We start from the raw sequence: 14,460 nt of genomic DNA, 5'->3' as shown, positions 1-14,460 counted from the left end.
GTGGCCCTCGTCCGGACGGACGACCCCGGCCGCCGGTCGGGCCACCCGGCCGGCGTGGGCCTTGCGGCCGGCGGTCACCGGATCGATGATGACCGAAGTGACCGGATCGGACCGAGGAGTCGAGATGCAGGTGCTCCACCAGCCGCGGGTGGCGTGGGACGCGGCCCGGGTGATCGGCGACGCGCTCAGGGACGACACTCTGTTCGACTGGCTCCGCCAGGAGTTCGGCAGCCTGTTCGGGCCCGCCGCCGGGGACGCCCTCGCCGAGAGCCGCGACCGGGTCCGCTGGGCCGGCGACGCCCGACTGCCGGTCGAGACCGGCCTCTGGCGGGTCCGCCTGGAGGACGCGCTGCGGCAGCGCCCGGAGCTCGCCGACGAGCTGGCCGGCCTCGCCTCGGTCGCCCGCGCGCACCGGTCTTAGCTTTCGCTTAGCCCGCTTGTCCGGCGACCACCCGGTCCGGCAGCATCGACCGGCGTGACCGACGGCAGCGCGCCCCACCCACCGACGCCCACCGGCGACGAGCCCCCGCCCGCCGGGCCCGGCCGTCGCCGCGCCCCGGCCCGGGCCCGCCGCCGGCTCGTCGCCGCCGGCCTGGCCGCCCTCGCCGCCGTGGTCGCGGTGACCCTCGCGGTACGCGGCGGCGCCGCCCCCGCCTGCGCCGCCCCACCCCGCGTGGCCCTGCCGCCGGCCGCCGTCGCGCCTCGCGTGGCCCTGCCGCTGGCCGCCGTCGCGCCTCGCGTGGCCCTGCCGCTGGCCGCCGTCGCGCCTCGCGTGGCCCTGCCGCTGGCCGCCGTCGCGCCTCGCGTGGCCCTGCCGCTGGCCGCCGTCGCGACTCGCGTGGCCCTGCCGCTGGCCGCCCCGCCGGTCGGCGGCGCCACGCACACCGGCAAGGCCACGTTCTACGACTCGAAGGGCGCCGGCGGCAACTGCTCCCGGCCCGCCGCGCCCGCCAACCGGCTCTACGTCGCGCTCGGCCCGAGCGAGTACGCGGCCGGCGCGTCCTGCGGCGGCTTCCTCGACGTCACCGGCCCGCGCGGCACCGTCCGGGTGCTCGTCATGGACCAGTGCCCGGAGTGCGCACCCGGGCACCTCGACCTCTCCGCCGAGGCGTTCGCCCGGATCGCCGACCCGGTGCAGGGCGTGGTGAAGATCAGCTACCGGGCCGTGGTGGACCCGCCGCTGCCCGGCCCGCTCACGTTCCGCCTCAAGGAGGGCGCGTCGCAGTGGTGGTTCGCCGTCCTGGTCGGCGACCACGGCAACCCGCTGCGCTCGGTGGAGGTCCGCCAGAACGGCTCGTGGCGCGCGGCGGCGCGTGAGGACTACAACTACTGGCTGATTCCGTCCGGCGCCGGCCCCGGCCCGTACGCGATCCGGGTCACCGACGTGTCCGGTCACCGGGCCACCGCCACCGGCATCCGGATGCTCCCCGGCCAGGTGCAGCGCAGCAGCACCCGGATGTACGGCGCCGGCATCGCCACCACCGCCCGTACGCCGAAGCCGTCCCGCTCCCCGTCGCCCCTCCACCCGACCCCGACCCGTACCGCCTCCCCGCCCCCGTCACCCCCGCTGTCGACCACCTCACCCGCGGCCACCCCACCCCCGCTCACGCCCCTCCGCGAGGCCGCCGCCCCCACCTGCGCCTGACCCGCGCCCCCGCGCCCCCTGGGAGCCCATGCCCGGCGGGCGTGCGGTCACACGGGCGGTCACAGGCGGGGGAGGTCCCGCCACATGAGGATCTCGTCCCGGGAGTCGGTGGGGGACAGGCGCAGGGCGGCGGGGAGCCGGCCGACCTCGCGGTAGCCGAGGCGGTGGTAGAAGCGATCCAGGCCGAGCCCGTCGCGGACTGTCACGTGCAGCGCCTCCACGCCCAGCGAGCGGGCCACCCGCTCGGCCTCGCGCATCAGCGCCGCACCGTGGCCGCGTCCCTGGGTGTCGGGATGCACCATGACGCGCTTGAGCACCCGCCAGTGCGTCTTGAGGTGGAAGCGGTTGTCGGCGATGACCAGGACGGCGACGAGCCGGTCACCCTGGTAGCCGGCCAGCAGCCGGTCCGGTCCGTCGGCGACCTCGGCGAGCGTCGACTCGGCGACCGGCCGCACCTCGGCGGCGCTCACCGGGGCGACGAAGCCGACCGCGCCGCCGGCGTTCGTCACCTCCACCCAGAGGGCGACGAGCCGTTCGCGCAGCTCGGGGGTCAGGTCGGGGTCAAGCACGAAACGCAGGTCCACGCCGCCATCCTGCGCGTGACGACACGGCCCGGACCTGCGTTCGTGACCTTCCCGACAGTCGCCGGTGCCGGGCGGCACCGGCGAACGGGTGGTAGGGCCGGCGGGACTCGAACCCGCACTGGTGCGGACCTAAACCGCATGCCTCCTGCCAATTGGGCTACGACCCCTTCACGGTGAACACCGTCGTCCTCCACGGCCATTCTGGCCGACGCCGCAGGCGCCTGCCGATCGGGAAGCCGGTCGGTGTCACAGCCTCCGGATCGTAGACCACGTCCGGCGCCGGCACGGCCGGCCTCCGGTTGCCGGCGTACGTGGCGGTCTGGCTGTGGCAGTTCGGGCAGAGCAGCCGCAGGTTGCGTGGCCGGTTGTCCAGGAAGTCGCCGTTGATGTGGTCGACGTGCAGCGTGAGCGGTGCACCCTGCCAGGTGGCGCCGATCCCGCACGCCTCGCACTCCTCCGGCAGGCCGATCGCGTACAGCGCCCGCCTGAGCCGATGGCCGGCAACCCTGCGGCTGCCTTCCGGGCGGTTCGCGAGCAGCGCCGTCACCGGCAGGCGGACGCCGCGCCCGCCCCTGTTGTGGGCCTGCCCGGTGAAGTGCGAGGTGTCGATGCCGAAGCGCTTGAGCTGCCGGCTGATGTGCGCGTGCGACCCGCCGCTGACCCGCACCCCGAGCAGCCGCATGACCTCGGTGACGCTGTGGGCCTGCGCGGCGGTCGCGGCCAGCAGCTCGGGGGAGTACCGGTAGCGAACCACGTGCCGACGGTAGCGGCGGCCTCCGACAGGTTCAGTCGAGACCGAGGTCGCGGCGCAGCTTGGCGACGTGCCCGGTGGCCTTGACGTTGTAGAGCGCCCGCTCGACCTTGCCGTCGGCGTCGATGACGAACGTGGAGCGGATCACGCCGGTGACGGTGCGCCCGTAGGACTGCTTCTCGCCGTACGCCCCGTACGCGGTCAGCACCGCCTTGTCCTCGTCGGCGACCAGCGGGAACGTGATGGCGTCCCGCTCGCGGAACTTCGCCAGCTTCGCCGGCTTGTCGGGCGAGATGCCGACCACCTGGTAGCCGGCGGACTGCAGCGAGGCGAGCGAGTCGCGGAAGTCGCACGCCTGCTTCGTGCAGCCGGGCGTCATGGCGGCCGGGTACGCGTACAGGATGACCTTGCGACCGCGCAGGTCGGCCAGGGAGAGCGTCGCGCCGTCGTCGGTGGGGAGGGTGAATTCGGGGGCGGGGTCGCCGGGGTTCAGGCGGTCGGTCATGGCGGTGACGATACCGCTGCCCGGGGGTCGGTGGCGGACGGCGACGCGCGGCCGGACGGTGATCATCACCATGGCTTGTTGCAAGGGATTGGCAACAACGCCGTCCGGGAAATAGGCTCGGCCCGTGGAAACCCTGGCGATGCACATCTCCAACGGGATCATCGACGGTCCCGTCGCCGCGATCTTCGCGGCCTTCGCGCTCGCCGCGCTCACGTTCTGCGTGCTGCGCGGCCGGGCCGACCTCGACGACCGGCTGGCGCCGATGGCCGGCCTGGTGGCGGCGTTCATCTTCGCCGTGCAGATGCTCAACTTCCCGATCTTCACCGCCGGCGTGAGCGGTCACCTGCTCGGTGGCGCGCTCGCGGCGCTGCTGGTCGGCCCCTGGGTGGGCGCGCTCTGCGTCGCCGTGGTGCTGGTCGTGCAGGCCCTGGTGTTCGGCGACGGCGGGGTGGCCATGCTCGGCCTCAACATCACCAACATGGCGATCCTCGGCACCGCCGCCGCGTACCTGCTGATCGCGTTGCTGCTGCGGGTGCTGCCGCGCACCCCGGCCGGGCTGGCCGTCACCGCGTTCGTCTCCGCGCTGGTCAGCGTCGTGGTCGCGTCGCAGGGCTTCGTGCTCCAGTACTGGCTGGGCGGCACCACCGACCTCGGTGGCAACCTCGGCGGGCTGGCCGGCACCATGGCCGTCGCCCACCTGCTGATCGGCATCGGCGAGGGCCTGATCACCGCCACCACAGTGGTCACCGTCGCCCGGGTCCGCCCCGATCTGGTGTACGCGCTGCGCGCCCTGAAGAAGCCGGCCGTCCCGGTTCCCGCCGTCCCGGTCGCCGGAGGTGCCCGATGAGCAAGCGTTCCTGGCCGTTCCTCCTCGGTGGCCTGCTGGTCGCCCTGCTGCTGGCCGGCGTGGTCAGCAACTACGCGTCGTCGCACCCGGACGGCTTGGACTCGTCGCTGCTCAAGGGCTGCACGGTGAACGCCGACGACGAGATCACCGGCGGTAGCTGCCCGGCCCAGCAGGCGAAGGACCACGAGTTGGCGGACAGCCCGCTGGCCGACTACGGCGTCCGGGGGATCGGCAACGACTTCCTCTCCACCGGCCTGTCCGGAGTGTTCGGCGTGCTGCTTACGTTCGCGCTCGGCGGTGGCTTGTTCTGGCTGGCCCGCCGCCGTGGCCCGGCGACCGGCCCGGCGACCGGCGACAGCGGGACCACGACCCAGCCCGCCGGCACCCGCTGAGCCGGGGGAGCGACGAATGGGCGCCGGGCACGGGCACGTGCTCTACCGCGAGTCCGGCTCGCCGGTGCACCGCCTCCCACCTGAGGTGAAGATCACCGCCATGGTGCTGTTCACCGTGGCGGTGGTGGCCACGCCACGGGAGGCGTACTGGGCGTTCGGGGGGTACGCGCTGCTGGTCGCCGCCGTGGCGGCCCTGGCCCGGGTCGGCCCGCGCTGGCTGCTCGGCCGGGCGCTGATCGAGCTGCCGTTCGTGCTGTTCGCGTTCGCGCTGCCGTTCCTGGGCGCCGGCGAGCGGGTCGGGGTGGCCGGGCTGAGCCTCTCCGTCGACGGGCTGCACGGCGCGTTCAACATCCTGGCCAAGGGCACGCTGGGCGTTCTCGCGTCGCTCCTGCTGGCCGCGACCACGACGACCCGGGACCTGATCCTCGGGCTGGACCGGCTGCGCTGCCCGCAGATCCTCACCCAGATCGCCACGTTCATGCTGCGCTACCTGGAGGTGCTGGTCGGGGAGGCCCGGCGGATGCGGCTGGCCCGGGTGTCCCGGGGCGACGACCCGCGTTTCCTCTGGCAGCTACGCGGCTTCGCGGCCGGGGTCGGCGCGCTCTTCCTGCGGGCGTTCGAGCGCGGCGAGCGGGTCTACCTGGCGATGGTCTCGCGCGGCTACACCGGCCGGATGCCGGCGGTGTGGCAGGGGGCCGGCGCGGCCACCGCCGGGCAGTGGGCGGTCGCCGCGACGGTGCCGGTGATCGCGGCCTCCATCGCCGCCGCCGCACTCGTCCTGCAATGATCGGGTACGTGCAGCAGCCGCCCTCCCTGGACATCCGTGGTGTCCGGTACGCGTACCCGGACGGTCACGTCGCCCTGCACGGGGTGGACCTGACCGTGCCGCGCGGCGACCGGGTGGCGCTGCTCGGGCCGAACGGCGCCGGCAAGACCACGTTGGTGCTGCACCTCAACGGCATCCTCACGCCGACCGGGGGCACGGTCGAGGTGGGCGGCCTGGCCGTCACCCGCGACCGGGACACGCTCGCCGAGGTGCGTCGCCGGGTCGGCATCGTCTTCCAGGACCCGGACGACCAGCTCTTCCTGCCGACGGTGGCGGAGGACGTCGCGTTCGGCCCGGCCAACCTGGGGCTGCGCGGCGCCGAGCTGGCGGAACGGGTCGACGAGGCGCTCGCCGCGGTGGGGATGGGCGAGCACCGGGACCGGGCGCCGCACCACCTGTCGTTCGGGCAGCGGCGGCGGGTGGCGGTGGCCACCGTGCTGGCGATGCGCCCGGAGATCCTGGTGCTGGACGAGCCGTCGTCGAACCTCGATCCGGCGGCCCGCCGGGAGCTGGCGGAGATCCTGCGCGCCCTGCCGGTGACGCTGCTGATGGTCACGCACGACCTGCCGTACGCGGCCGAGCTGTGCCCCCGCGCGGTGATCCTGGACGGCGGCCGGATCGTCGCCGACGCCCCCACCCCGGACCTCCTGGCCGACGCCCCCCTGCTCGCCCGGCACCGCCTCGAACTCCCCTACGGCTTCGCCGCCCCCCACCCTTCCTGACCCCCCCGCCCACCCCGGCGATCTTGCACTTTCCGCCCCCGCGAACCAGGACAGAAGCCGCACCTCGGGGGCCGAAACTGCAAGATCGCGCGGGGGGGTCAGCGGGTCGGGGTGGGGCGTGGGGTGAGCGGGTCGGGGGTGTGGGGGTGACGGGGGGCGGCGCGGGCGGCGGTGCGCAGGCGGAGCAGGCCGGCGGCGACCGCGCCGGCGCCGGTGGCCAGCGCCAGGGTGACCACGATCCGGATGAGCGTGGGCGGGCCGGCTGCCGGGGGGACCGAGCGGGACAGCACGGCGAGATTGGACACACCGGCGAACAGCGTGAGGCAGGCGCCGGCGAGCGCCAGCGTGAAGTCGGCGGCCGGCCGGCGGGCCAGCGCGTACCCGCCGGCAGCCAGCGCGCCGAGGCCGGTGAGCAGCGTCCACACCTGACCGGTGACCAGCTCGGCGACCAGGCCGCCGATCCCGGGCGCGCCGGTGTCGAGCGCCCGGCCGACGGTGAGCGCCACGGTGGCCGCGCCACCCACGGCGAGCAGCCCGCCGACCGCGCGCAGCGCGCGGACGCCGGCAGCCGTGCCGGCGGGCACCAGCCCGGCCGCGCCGATCGTCAGGAAGCCGAGGGTCGCGGCGACCCACCACGGGTACGGGTCGGGCGGCGGCACCCAGTCCAGCGTGCCGCGTACCTCGATCGGGGTGTCGCCGGCGCGCAGCGGCACCACCCAGTCGCGGACCCGCTGCGGGCGCTCCGGATCGGCGGCGACGGCGGCGGGCGGGCCGTCGGAGCGCCAGAGCGTGCGCTGGTCGTGCCAGCGGTGGGACGGTCCGTCGGCGATCCGCCGCCAGGCCGGCGCGGCGGCCGGGTCGGCCTCGGCCGGGAGCCGGGTCTCCCCGGCGATGGTGCGGTTCAGCCAGGTGGCCGGCGAGCGGCTGTTCTCGAACACGCCGGTCGGGCCGATCCGCAGGTACGGCTCCCCGGAGTAGCCGAGCACGGTGACGTCGGCGCCGGTGCGGTTGGTCAGCTCCAGCCGCGCGCCCGCCTCCACCATCCGGGCGGTCAGCCCGGTCCGGTCCGGGCCGACGCCGGTGACGGTGGCCCGGTAGTCGGTGCCGTCCGGCGCGTCCGCGCCGTGCGCGGCGGCCGGCGAGGCGAAAGCCAGCAGGGCGGTGGTCGCGGCGGCGACCAGCAGCCCGGCCCGGCGCAGCGGCGCGGGGATCACTTGCCGGCCGCCGCCACGGCCGCCTTGATCCCCGCCGGGCTCTTGTCCGTCAGCTCGGTGCCGTTGACCTTGATGGTGGGGGTGCCGGTCACGCCGGACCGGCTGGCCTCGTCGGTGACGTGCCCGGTCCACGCCGTGTACGTGCCGTCGTTCACGCAGGAGCCGAAGTCGTCCCGGTTCAGCCCGACGCCGACGCCGATGTCGATCAGCTCGTCGTTGCTGAGCCCGGCGCTGCCCTCGGCCGGCTGCCGGGCGAAGAGCTGGTCGGTGAACTCGCGGAACTTGCCGCCCTTCGCGGCGCAGCCGGAGGCGGCCGAGGAACGGGTGGAGTACTCGGTGGTGGAGAAGCGGTTCAGGAACGCGACCGGGTGGAAGACCACCTTGGCCTTGCCCTCGCTGACGAGCTGGTTGACGGTTTCGCCGTTGACCTGCTGGAACTGCTTGCAGACCGGGCAGAGGTAGTCCTCGTAGAGGTCGATGGTGACCGGGCCGGAACCGGAGACGATGCCGGTTCCGGCGTCGTTCGCGCCGGGCGGAGCGGTGAAGTTGTCGGACTTCTGCGAGGAGTAGACGGCCCAGCCGATGCCGCCGGCGATCACCAGCACCAGCACCGCGGCGATCGTGGTCCAGAGCGTCCGCTTGCGTCGTTTCTCCCGGGCGATCTGCTCGCGTACCACCCGGGCCGCGTCCCGGCGTCCCTTGCGACTACTCATCGTCGTCCTCCACGGTGTCGCCCGCGAGCCACCCGTCCACCGAGAACGGAGTGCGGGGCCAGATCAGCAGGAACCCGGCCAGTGCCAGGAACCCGAGGTCCCGGAGGATCTCCGGGAGGTAGCTCGGCGTCTCACCGGCGCCGAGCTGGCCGCCGCTGCCGAAGCACCCGCAGTCGATGGCCAGGCCGCGGGCCCAGGCCGAGGCGATGCCGGTGACGAAGACCACCAGCAGCGCCGCGGAGACGCCGGCGGCCACCCGGGTGGCCAGCCCGGCGAGCAGCAGCAGGCCCAGGGCCAGCTCCACGAACGGCAGCGCCGCGCCGATCACGGTGGCCACGTCGTACGGCATCACCTGGTAGGCGTTCACGGCCCGGCCGGAGGCGGCCAGGTCACCGACCTTGGCGCCGCCGGCGACCAGCCAGACGGTGGCCAGGCCGAGGCGGGCCGCGACGCCCAGCCAGGGGCGCAGCGCCGGCCAGCGCGCGGCGGGGGTGGCGGGGTGCACAGTCATTCGTCGTCCGGCGGTCACGAATGGTTCCCGCTATCCGGCCCGCGTGTCGCCGACGGCGTGGACCAGCTCGTCGCGGGCCCGGGCGACCCGGGAGCGGATGGTGCCCACCGGCACCCCCTCCACGTCGGCGGCCTCGGCGTAGGAGAGGCCGAGCAGTTGGGTGAGCACGAACGCGGCGCGTCGCTCGGCGGGCAGCCGGCGGACCAGGTCGGTGGCGCCGAGCTGGCCGGCCGGGTCCGGGTACGGCCGGTCGGTGGCCGCCTGGGCGGCGAGCCGCTCGTCGAGCCGGCGGCGGCGCACCACGGCACGCAGGTGGTCGGCGCAGGCCCGCCGGGCGATGCCGAGCAGCCAGGTCCGGGCGGTGGACCGGCCCTCGAAGCCGGGCAGTGCCCGCAGCGCCCGCAGGTAGGTCTCCTGGGTCAGGTCGTCCGCGCTGTCCGGGTCGACCAGGGCGGCGGCGAAGCGCCAGACCTCGGCCTGGGTGGCCCGGACGAACGCGGCCCGCGCGTCCGGGTCGCCGTCCCGGGCCGCCAGCGCCCAGTCGGTGACCGTCTCCCGCGCAGCCCCGGGCCCCGCCGGGTGGCGGTCGGCGGCGGTGTCGCGCGGGGCGGGGATCACGTCAGACGAGGTTACGCGGCGTACCTGTGCGGGACAGGGTCCTTCGGCCCAATCCGTGGTCCGGCACACGCCGGGAACTTTTCCCAGCCGCCCGCCGACTACCCCCGCATGACCCCCGACCAGCGCGCGGAGCGGGCGCTTCGGCGTACGCGCCGGAGGTGGGCTCGCCGGATGCCGCACGGTTCGGGAACCATGGCGGTCATGACTGCTGCCGTACGCCGCCCGCCCGGGGTTGTCGCCGCCCGCTCCGGGGCCGTCGCCGGGCTGCTACTCCTCCTGATCGCCCTGTTCCTCGCCCCGGCCACCCCGGCCAGCGCCCACGCGGTGCTGGTGAGCAGCAGCCCCGCTGCCTCCGCGGTGGTGCCCGAGGCGCCCGCCCAGGTGGTGATCACGTTCAGTGAGGGCGTCCGCAAGGTCCCCGACAAGGTGCGGGTGATCGCCCCCGACGGTTCGCGGGCCGACCGGGGTGAGCCGACGTTCCGGGGCGCCGAGGTCAGCATCCCGGTGGACCCGTCCGGCGGGCGCGGCACCTACCTGGTGAGTTACCGGGTCATCTCGGCGGACAGCCACCCGGTCTCCGGCGCGTTCACCTACTCGGTCGGCGCGCCGTCCGAGCCGCCGACCGACACCGGCTCCGACAACCGGGCGAACCCGGTGACCGAGAACGCGGTCAAGGTGGCGAAGTACGCCGGCTATGTCGGCCTGCTGCTGCTGGTCGGCCCGGCGCTGGTGCTGGCCGCGCTCTGGCCACGGCGGCTGTCGCGGCGCGGGCCGGCGCGACTGGCCCTGGCCGGGCTCGGCGTGCTGGTGGTGGCCACGCTGGCCGAGCTGTGGCTCCAGGTGCCCTACACCAACGGCGGCGGCCTGTTCGACGTCACCTCCGCGGGCCTGGGCGACGTGCTGGGCAGCGCCTACGGCACCACCCACCTGGTCCGGCTCGGCCTGCTCGCCGCGGCGGCGTTCCTGCTCCGTCCGCTGTTCGCCGGGCCGGTCGGCCGCACCGACGGGATCATCCTGGCGGTCCTGGGCGGCGCGGCGCTGTTCACCTGGCCGCTCGCCGGTCACGCCGCCGCCTCGCCCGCGCCGGCGGTCTCCGTGGTGGTGGACGCGGTGCACCTGGGCGGCATGGCGGTGTGGCTGGGCGGGCTGGTGATGCTGGCGGTCTTCCTGCTGCGCCGTGCCGACGAGCGCGAACTGGGCGCGATCCTGCCGATCTGGTCCCGTTGGGCCGCGCTCGCGGTGGCCGCGCTGCTGCTCGCCGGCACCGTGCAGGGCCTGATCGAGGTGGCCACCCCGAAGGCGCTCGTCGACACCACGTACGGCCGGCTGCTGCTCGCCAAGATCGTGCTGTTCGCGCTGGTGATCGGCGTGGCTGCGTACTCCCGGGCGCTGGTGCGGCGGCGTGTCGCCGCCGGCCGGCCGGGCGCGATGCGGCGGGCCGTGGTGGCCGAGCTGGCGATCACCGCGGTGGTGCTCGGCCTGTCCGCCACGCTGGTGCAGACCACTCCGGCGCGGACCGCGGGCGCCGGCGTGGCCGGCGGTTCGGCCGACTACTTCTCGGCCACGCTGAGCAGCCCGATCTACTCGCTCCAGGTGGAGCTGGACCCGGCCGAGACCGGCAACAACTCGCTGCACCTCTACGCCTACACCAAGGACAACCGGCCGCAGGCCGTGCAGGAGTGGAAGGTCACCGCGGCGTTGCCGTCGGCCGGGATCGAGCCGATCACGGTGCCGCTGCTGCCGCTGAGCGACAACCACGCCACCGGCGAGGTCAGCCTGCCGGCCCGGGGCGACTGGCAGCTCCGGGTCACCGTCCGCACGTCCGACATCGACCAGGCCACGGTGACCGCCACCGTGCCGATCAAGTAACGGAAGGTTCCATCTGATGATCCGTCTCCGGCGTTCCGCGACCGCCGCCGCGCTGACTCTCGCCGCCGTCACCGCGACCGTGCTCGGCCTGGCCGGGCCGGCCTCGGCGCACGTCACGATCAACCCGAAGGAGGGGACGCAGGGCGGCTACGGCCGGTTCGCGTTCCGGGTGCCGAACGAGAGTGACACGGCGTCGACCGTCAAGGTCGAGGTGAACCTGCCGGAGAACGCGCCGGTCGGCTCCGTCTCCACCATGCCGGTGCCGGGCTGGACGGTGGCGGTGGAGAAGCGCAAGGTCGACCCGCCGGTCGAGGTGCACGGCAGCCAGCTCACCGAGGCGGTTTCCAAGCTCACGTTCACCGCCTCGCCGAACGGTGGCGTGAAGCCCGGTGAGTTCCAGGAGTTCCCGGTGTCGATGGGGCCGCTGCCGCAGGTCGACACCATGGTGTTCAAGGTGCTCCAGACGTACTCCGACGGCAACGTCTCCCGCTGGATCGAGGAGCCCGCGCCGGGCGCGGCGGAGCCGGAGAACCCGGCCCCGGTGCTCGCGCTGGCCGCCGGTGGGGCGTCCGCGTCCCCCGGCGCGAGCGCGCCCGCCGTCGCGGCGGACGACGACGATGACGACGACGCCGACTCCGGGGCGGCCACCGCGTTCGGGGTGGCCGGGCTGGTCGCCGGCCTGGCCGGCCTGGTCCTGGGTGGGCTGGCGTTCGCGCGTACCCGGCGGGAGCCCGCCGCGAAGTCCTGAGCACGGCCGTCGTCACCGGCCCGGCGGATCACGTCCGCCGGGCCGGTGACCGTCGGTGGACCGGGTGCCGTGGATATCCGGCGATCGGTGGAGCGTCGTCGGTAAGGTCGGCCGGGTAGTTGGCTACCGAGAGGGACGACGCGAATGCGGTTCGTACGCACGATCGCCGGCATGCTGCTGCTGGCCGTGGGAATCCCGGCGCTGCTGGTGGGTGTCGGGCTCTGGCTCACCGCCCGGCACGCCGATCCGGCCGGCGGCTTCACCGCCCGCCTCGAACCGGTCCGCACCCCCGCCCGGGCGGTCGTGGTGACCGACGTGGACGCGCTGCTCCGGGCCGACCTGCCGGTGGCCCGCACCGGGCAGGTCCGGCTGCGGCTGGCCGCACGGGACGCCGGTGGCCCGACGTTCCTCGGCCTCGCTCCGACCGACCAGGTGGACCGGTGGCTGGCCGACGTCCCGCACAGCACCGTGCGGCGCGTCGCGGTGACCCGGGGGCCACTGCCGGTCGGTCTCGACCCGGCCACCGCCGGCGACGCCACCGCCGTCCCGGCCGGCCAGCCCTTCTGGGTACGCCAGGGCGTCGGCTCGCTGGAATGGCGCCCGGCCGAGCTGGGCGACCGGTCGTTGAGCCTGGTGGTGATGCGCGCCGACGGCGCCGCCGGCCTCGACCTGAGGATGCGGGGCGAACTGCGGGCCGGGTGGTTCCCGGGCGCGGCGTGGGCGTCGCTGGCCGGCGGGACGCTGCTGGTGGTCCTGGCCGTGGTGCTGCTGCTGCGCCCGCTCCGGCCCCGCGAGGTGGTCTTCGTGGTCGAGCCGGACCAGGTTCCGGTGCTGGCCGGGCGGCTCGGGATCGGCTCGCTGAGCGGGCTGGGCCGACAGCCGGACCGGGCGTCCGGGCCGGACCGGCAACTGGTCGCCGTCGGCTCGGCCAGCGGTGGGCGGAGCCGCCCCGCGATCGCCTCCGCGCCGAGTCGACGCCCCGCCAGCCTGGCCGACCTGCCGGCCGACCGCGACTGGTCGTGGCCGCCGGTCTCCCGGCGGGACGACGAGTGATCCCGCCCCCGGTACGACGGCAGGTGGCCCTCCGCGCTGCCGACGCGGAGGGCCACCGTCACCGGGGAATTCGGTGCTACCTGGGAGAAAACAGCGGTAGTTGAGACAATATTAGCGCCGAACGCCACCGTTTGCGAGATCTGTCCGTTCCGTGACCGTCGCCGACCGCCGGCGGACCGGCAGCACGGCCAGCAGCAGCAGACTGAGCAGCACGTACGCGTTGCGCGTGACGAAGTCGACCGGGTCGTCCGTCCGCGCCGGACCGGCGCCCCAGTCCTGGAACGTCACCACCCCGTACACGATCACCACGCCGGTGCCCACGGCCAGCGCGAGCAGGCCACGCCGCCGGCGGGCCCCGGCCGCCGTCGCCCGGTCGGCGTCCAGCGCGGCGTCCACCAGCACCACCACCGCCGGGATGAACCAGTACAGGTGATGGGTCCAGGTGATCGGGGAGATCAGGCCGCCGACCAGGCCGGTCAGGGTCAGGCCGGCCAGCGCGTCCCCGGCCCGCGCCGCGCGCGCCGCCCGCCACAGCCCGTAGCCGGCCACCAGCAGCGCGAGCAGCAGCCACGGCAGCCGGCTCGGCTCCTCCGGCGCGGTGATCCGGCTGAGCAGCCCGAACAGGGACTGGTTGCCGGTGTAGTCGGTGCGACCCACCCGGTCGGTGGCCCACAGCTCATGGGTCCAGAACCGCCACGAGTCGCCCGGCGCGAACGCCGCCGCCAGCAGCGTGGCCGCCGCCGCGGTCGCCGCCGCCACCGCCGCGGCCCGCCACCGTCGGGCGGCCAGCAGGTAGAGCACGAAGATGCCGGGGAAGAGCTTGAGCGCCGCCGCCAGCCCCACGCCTACCCCGGCCCAGCGCCGCCCCTGGGGTACGGCGAACAGCAGGTCGCCCAGGATCAGCACCACCAGCAGCATGTTGATCTGCCCGAAGGTGATCGTCTCCCGGGTGCTCTCCACCGCCAGCACCAGCAGCACGGCGACGGTCAGGCCGAACACGCGCGGCAGACCGTGCCGCCGCAGCACCGGCGTCACCAGCCAGCGGGTGGTGACCACCACGCCGGCCACGGTCAGCACCGTGAACGCGGCGATGGTGACCCCCAGCGGCAGCAGCGCGAACGGGCGCAGCAGCAGCGCCGCGAACGGGGGATAGGTGAAGTAGAGCGCGCCCTGCACCCGGTCCGGCTGGACGTAGTCGTAGAGCGGGTGCCCGGCCGCCCACCAGTCCATCGCCCGCATGTAGATCTTCAGGTCGAAGTAGTCGTGCACGAAGCCGGGCAGGTAGAGCGCCGGCAGCATGGCCGCCAGCGCCAGCACCGTGACCACCCGCCGAGCCGTACGCCCGCCCGCGTCGTCCGGGGTGACGGCGGGCGGGGCGACGGGTTCGGCTGGCACGGGGAAACCCTAGCGGTCCACCTGGCCGACCGTGCCGAGGCGCGGGCGGGTCGGCGGCGCGTAGTCT

Annotated in this window: 17 protein-coding genes and 1 tRNA gene; 9 read left to right on the top strand and 9 right to left on the bottom strand. The window is 75.0% G+C overall.

Features of this window, described 5'->3' with window-relative positions:
* Window positions 1–124: 124 nt before the first annotated feature.
* Entirely contained in the window at window positions 125–421 is a 297-nt protein-coding gene (locus tag VKK44_RS22420; RefSeq protein ID WP_343443190.1) for a hypothetical protein, read from the top strand.
* A 54-nt stretch (window positions 422–475) separates the two neighbouring features.
* Entirely contained in the window at window positions 476–1,645 is a 1,170-nt protein-coding gene (locus VKK44_RS22415) for an expansin EXLX1 family cellulose-binding protein (RefSeq protein ID WP_343443189.1), read from the top strand.
* A 59-nt stretch (window positions 1,646–1,704) separates the two neighbouring features.
* On the opposite strand, the gene VKK44_RS22410 is transcribed toward VKK44_RS22415, so the two are convergent.
* The 4 genes from VKK44_RS22410 to bcp all read right to left on the bottom strand — a co-directional run bounded on the left by VKK44_RS22410 (window position 1,705) and on the right by bcp (window position 3,485).
* Window positions 1,705–2,229 carry a GNAT family N-acetyltransferase gene (locus VKK44_RS22410; protein ID WP_343443188.1) on the bottom strand — a complete coding sequence of 175 codons (525 nt, stop codon included), beginning with the start codon at window positions 2,227–2,229 and terminating at the stop codon, window positions 1,705–1,707.
* 89 nt (window positions 2,230–2,318) lie between these two features.
* A tRNA-Leu gene (locus VKK44_RS22405) sits at window positions 2,319–2,396 on the bottom strand.
* Entirely contained in the window at window positions 2,387–2,983 is a 597-nt protein-coding gene (locus VKK44_RS22400) for an HNH endonuclease signature motif containing protein (RefSeq protein WP_343443187.1), read from the bottom strand. Before VKK44_RS22400 ends, VKK44_RS22405 begins: the two co-directional genes overlap by 10 nt.
* A gap of 31 nt (window positions 2,984–3,014) precedes the next feature.
* A complete protein-coding gene (gene bcp, locus VKK44_RS22395) occupies window positions 3,015–3,485 on the bottom strand; it encodes a thioredoxin-dependent thiol peroxidase (RefSeq protein WP_343443186.1) in 471 nt (156 codons plus the stop codon).
* 124 nt (window positions 3,486–3,609) lie between these two features.
* Here bcp and VKK44_RS22390 point away from each other — a divergent pair, with 124 nt between their 5' ends.
* Genes VKK44_RS22390 through VKK44_RS22375 form a run of 4 tightly spaced genes read left to right on the top strand, consistent with a single transcriptional unit; the run spans window position 3,610 to window position 6,272 of the window.
* A complete protein-coding gene (locus VKK44_RS22390; protein ID WP_343443185.1) occupies window positions 3,610–4,332 on the top strand; it encodes an energy-coupling factor ABC transporter permease in 723 nt (240 codons plus the stop codon).
* Window positions 4,329–4,724: a PDGLE domain-containing protein gene (locus tag VKK44_RS22385; RefSeq protein WP_343443184.1), complete on the top strand. Its 396-nt coding sequence runs from the start codon at window positions 4,329–4,331 to the stop codon at window positions 4,722–4,724. The genes VKK44_RS22390 and VKK44_RS22385 overlap by 4 nt, the downstream gene beginning before the upstream one ends.
* 16 nt (window positions 4,725–4,740) lie before the next feature.
* Window positions 4,741–5,511 carry a cobalt ECF transporter T component CbiQ gene (gene cbiQ, locus VKK44_RS22380; RefSeq protein WP_343443183.1) on the top strand — a complete coding sequence of 257 codons (771 nt, stop codon included), beginning with the start codon at window positions 4,741–4,743 and terminating at the stop codon, window positions 5,509–5,511.
* A complete protein-coding gene (locus VKK44_RS22375; RefSeq protein ID WP_343443182.1) occupies window positions 5,508–6,272 on the top strand; it encodes an energy-coupling factor ABC transporter ATP-binding protein in 765 nt (254 codons plus the stop codon). The genes cbiQ and VKK44_RS22375 overlap by 4 nt, the downstream gene beginning before the upstream one ends.
* Before the next feature lie 98 nt (window positions 6,273–6,370).
* Here VKK44_RS22375 and VKK44_RS22370 read toward each other — a convergent pair whose 3' ends face one another.
* Genes VKK44_RS22370 through VKK44_RS22355 form a run of 4 tightly spaced genes read right to left on the bottom strand, consistent with a single transcriptional unit; the run spans window position 6,371 to window position 9,328 of the window.
* A complete protein-coding gene (locus VKK44_RS22370; protein WP_343443181.1) occupies window positions 6,371–7,486 on the bottom strand; it encodes a hypothetical protein in 1,116 nt (371 codons plus the stop codon).
* A complete protein-coding gene (locus VKK44_RS22365) occupies window positions 7,483–8,199 on the bottom strand; it encodes a DsbA family protein (RefSeq protein ID WP_343443180.1) in 717 nt (238 codons plus the stop codon). Before VKK44_RS22365 ends, VKK44_RS22370 begins: the two co-directional genes overlap by 4 nt.
* A complete protein-coding gene (locus tag VKK44_RS22360; RefSeq protein ID WP_343443179.1) occupies window positions 8,192–8,710 on the bottom strand; it encodes a MauE/DoxX family redox-associated membrane protein in 519 nt (172 codons plus the stop codon). The genes VKK44_RS22365 and VKK44_RS22360 overlap by 8 nt, the downstream gene beginning before the upstream one ends.
* Before the next feature lie 30 nt (window positions 8,711–8,740).
* A complete protein-coding gene (locus tag VKK44_RS22355) occupies window positions 8,741–9,328 on the bottom strand; it encodes a sigma-70 family RNA polymerase sigma factor (RefSeq protein WP_343443178.1) in 588 nt (195 codons plus the stop codon).
* A gap of 201 nt (window positions 9,329–9,529) precedes the next feature.
* Here VKK44_RS22355 and VKK44_RS22350 point away from each other — a divergent pair, with 201 nt between their 5' ends.
* From VKK44_RS22350 to VKK44_RS22340, 3 genes are all read left to right on the top strand, one after another.
* On the top strand, window positions 9,530–11,197 hold the full coding sequence (locus tag VKK44_RS22350) for a copper resistance CopC/CopD family protein (RefSeq protein ID WP_458351554.1): 1,668 nt from the start codon (window positions 9,530–9,532) through the stop codon (window positions 11,195–11,197).
* Between the two features lie 16 nt (window positions 11,198–11,213).
* Window positions 11,214–11,945, top strand: a complete 732-nt coding sequence (locus VKK44_RS22345; RefSeq protein ID WP_343443176.1) for a YcnI family copper-binding membrane protein — start codon at window positions 11,214–11,216, stop codon at window positions 11,943–11,945.
* Window positions 11,946–12,089: 144 nt separating this feature from the next.
* Window positions 12,090–12,998, top strand: coding sequence for a hypothetical protein (locus VKK44_RS22340; protein ID WP_343447975.1), 909 nt, complete (start codon window positions 12,090–12,092; stop codon window positions 12,996–12,998).
* A 111-nt stretch (window positions 12,999–13,109) separates the two neighbouring features.
* Here the strand turns inward: VKK44_RS22340 and VKK44_RS22335 are convergent, their stop codons facing one another.
* Window positions 13,110–14,393 carry a glycosyltransferase family 87 protein gene (locus VKK44_RS22335; protein WP_343443175.1) on the bottom strand — a complete coding sequence of 428 codons (1,284 nt, stop codon included), beginning with the start codon at window positions 14,391–14,393 and terminating at the stop codon, window positions 13,110–13,112.
* Window positions 14,394–14,460 lie beyond the last annotated feature (67 nt).

This window comes from Micromonospora sp. DSM 45708, from assembly GCF_039566955.1.
Taxonomy (GTDB): domain Bacteria; phylum Actinomycetota; class Actinomycetes; order Mycobacteriales; family Micromonosporaceae; genus Micromonospora.
Note: the sequence above shows the minus strand (reverse complement) of the source record. Positions and strands in the feature narration are given on the sequence as shown.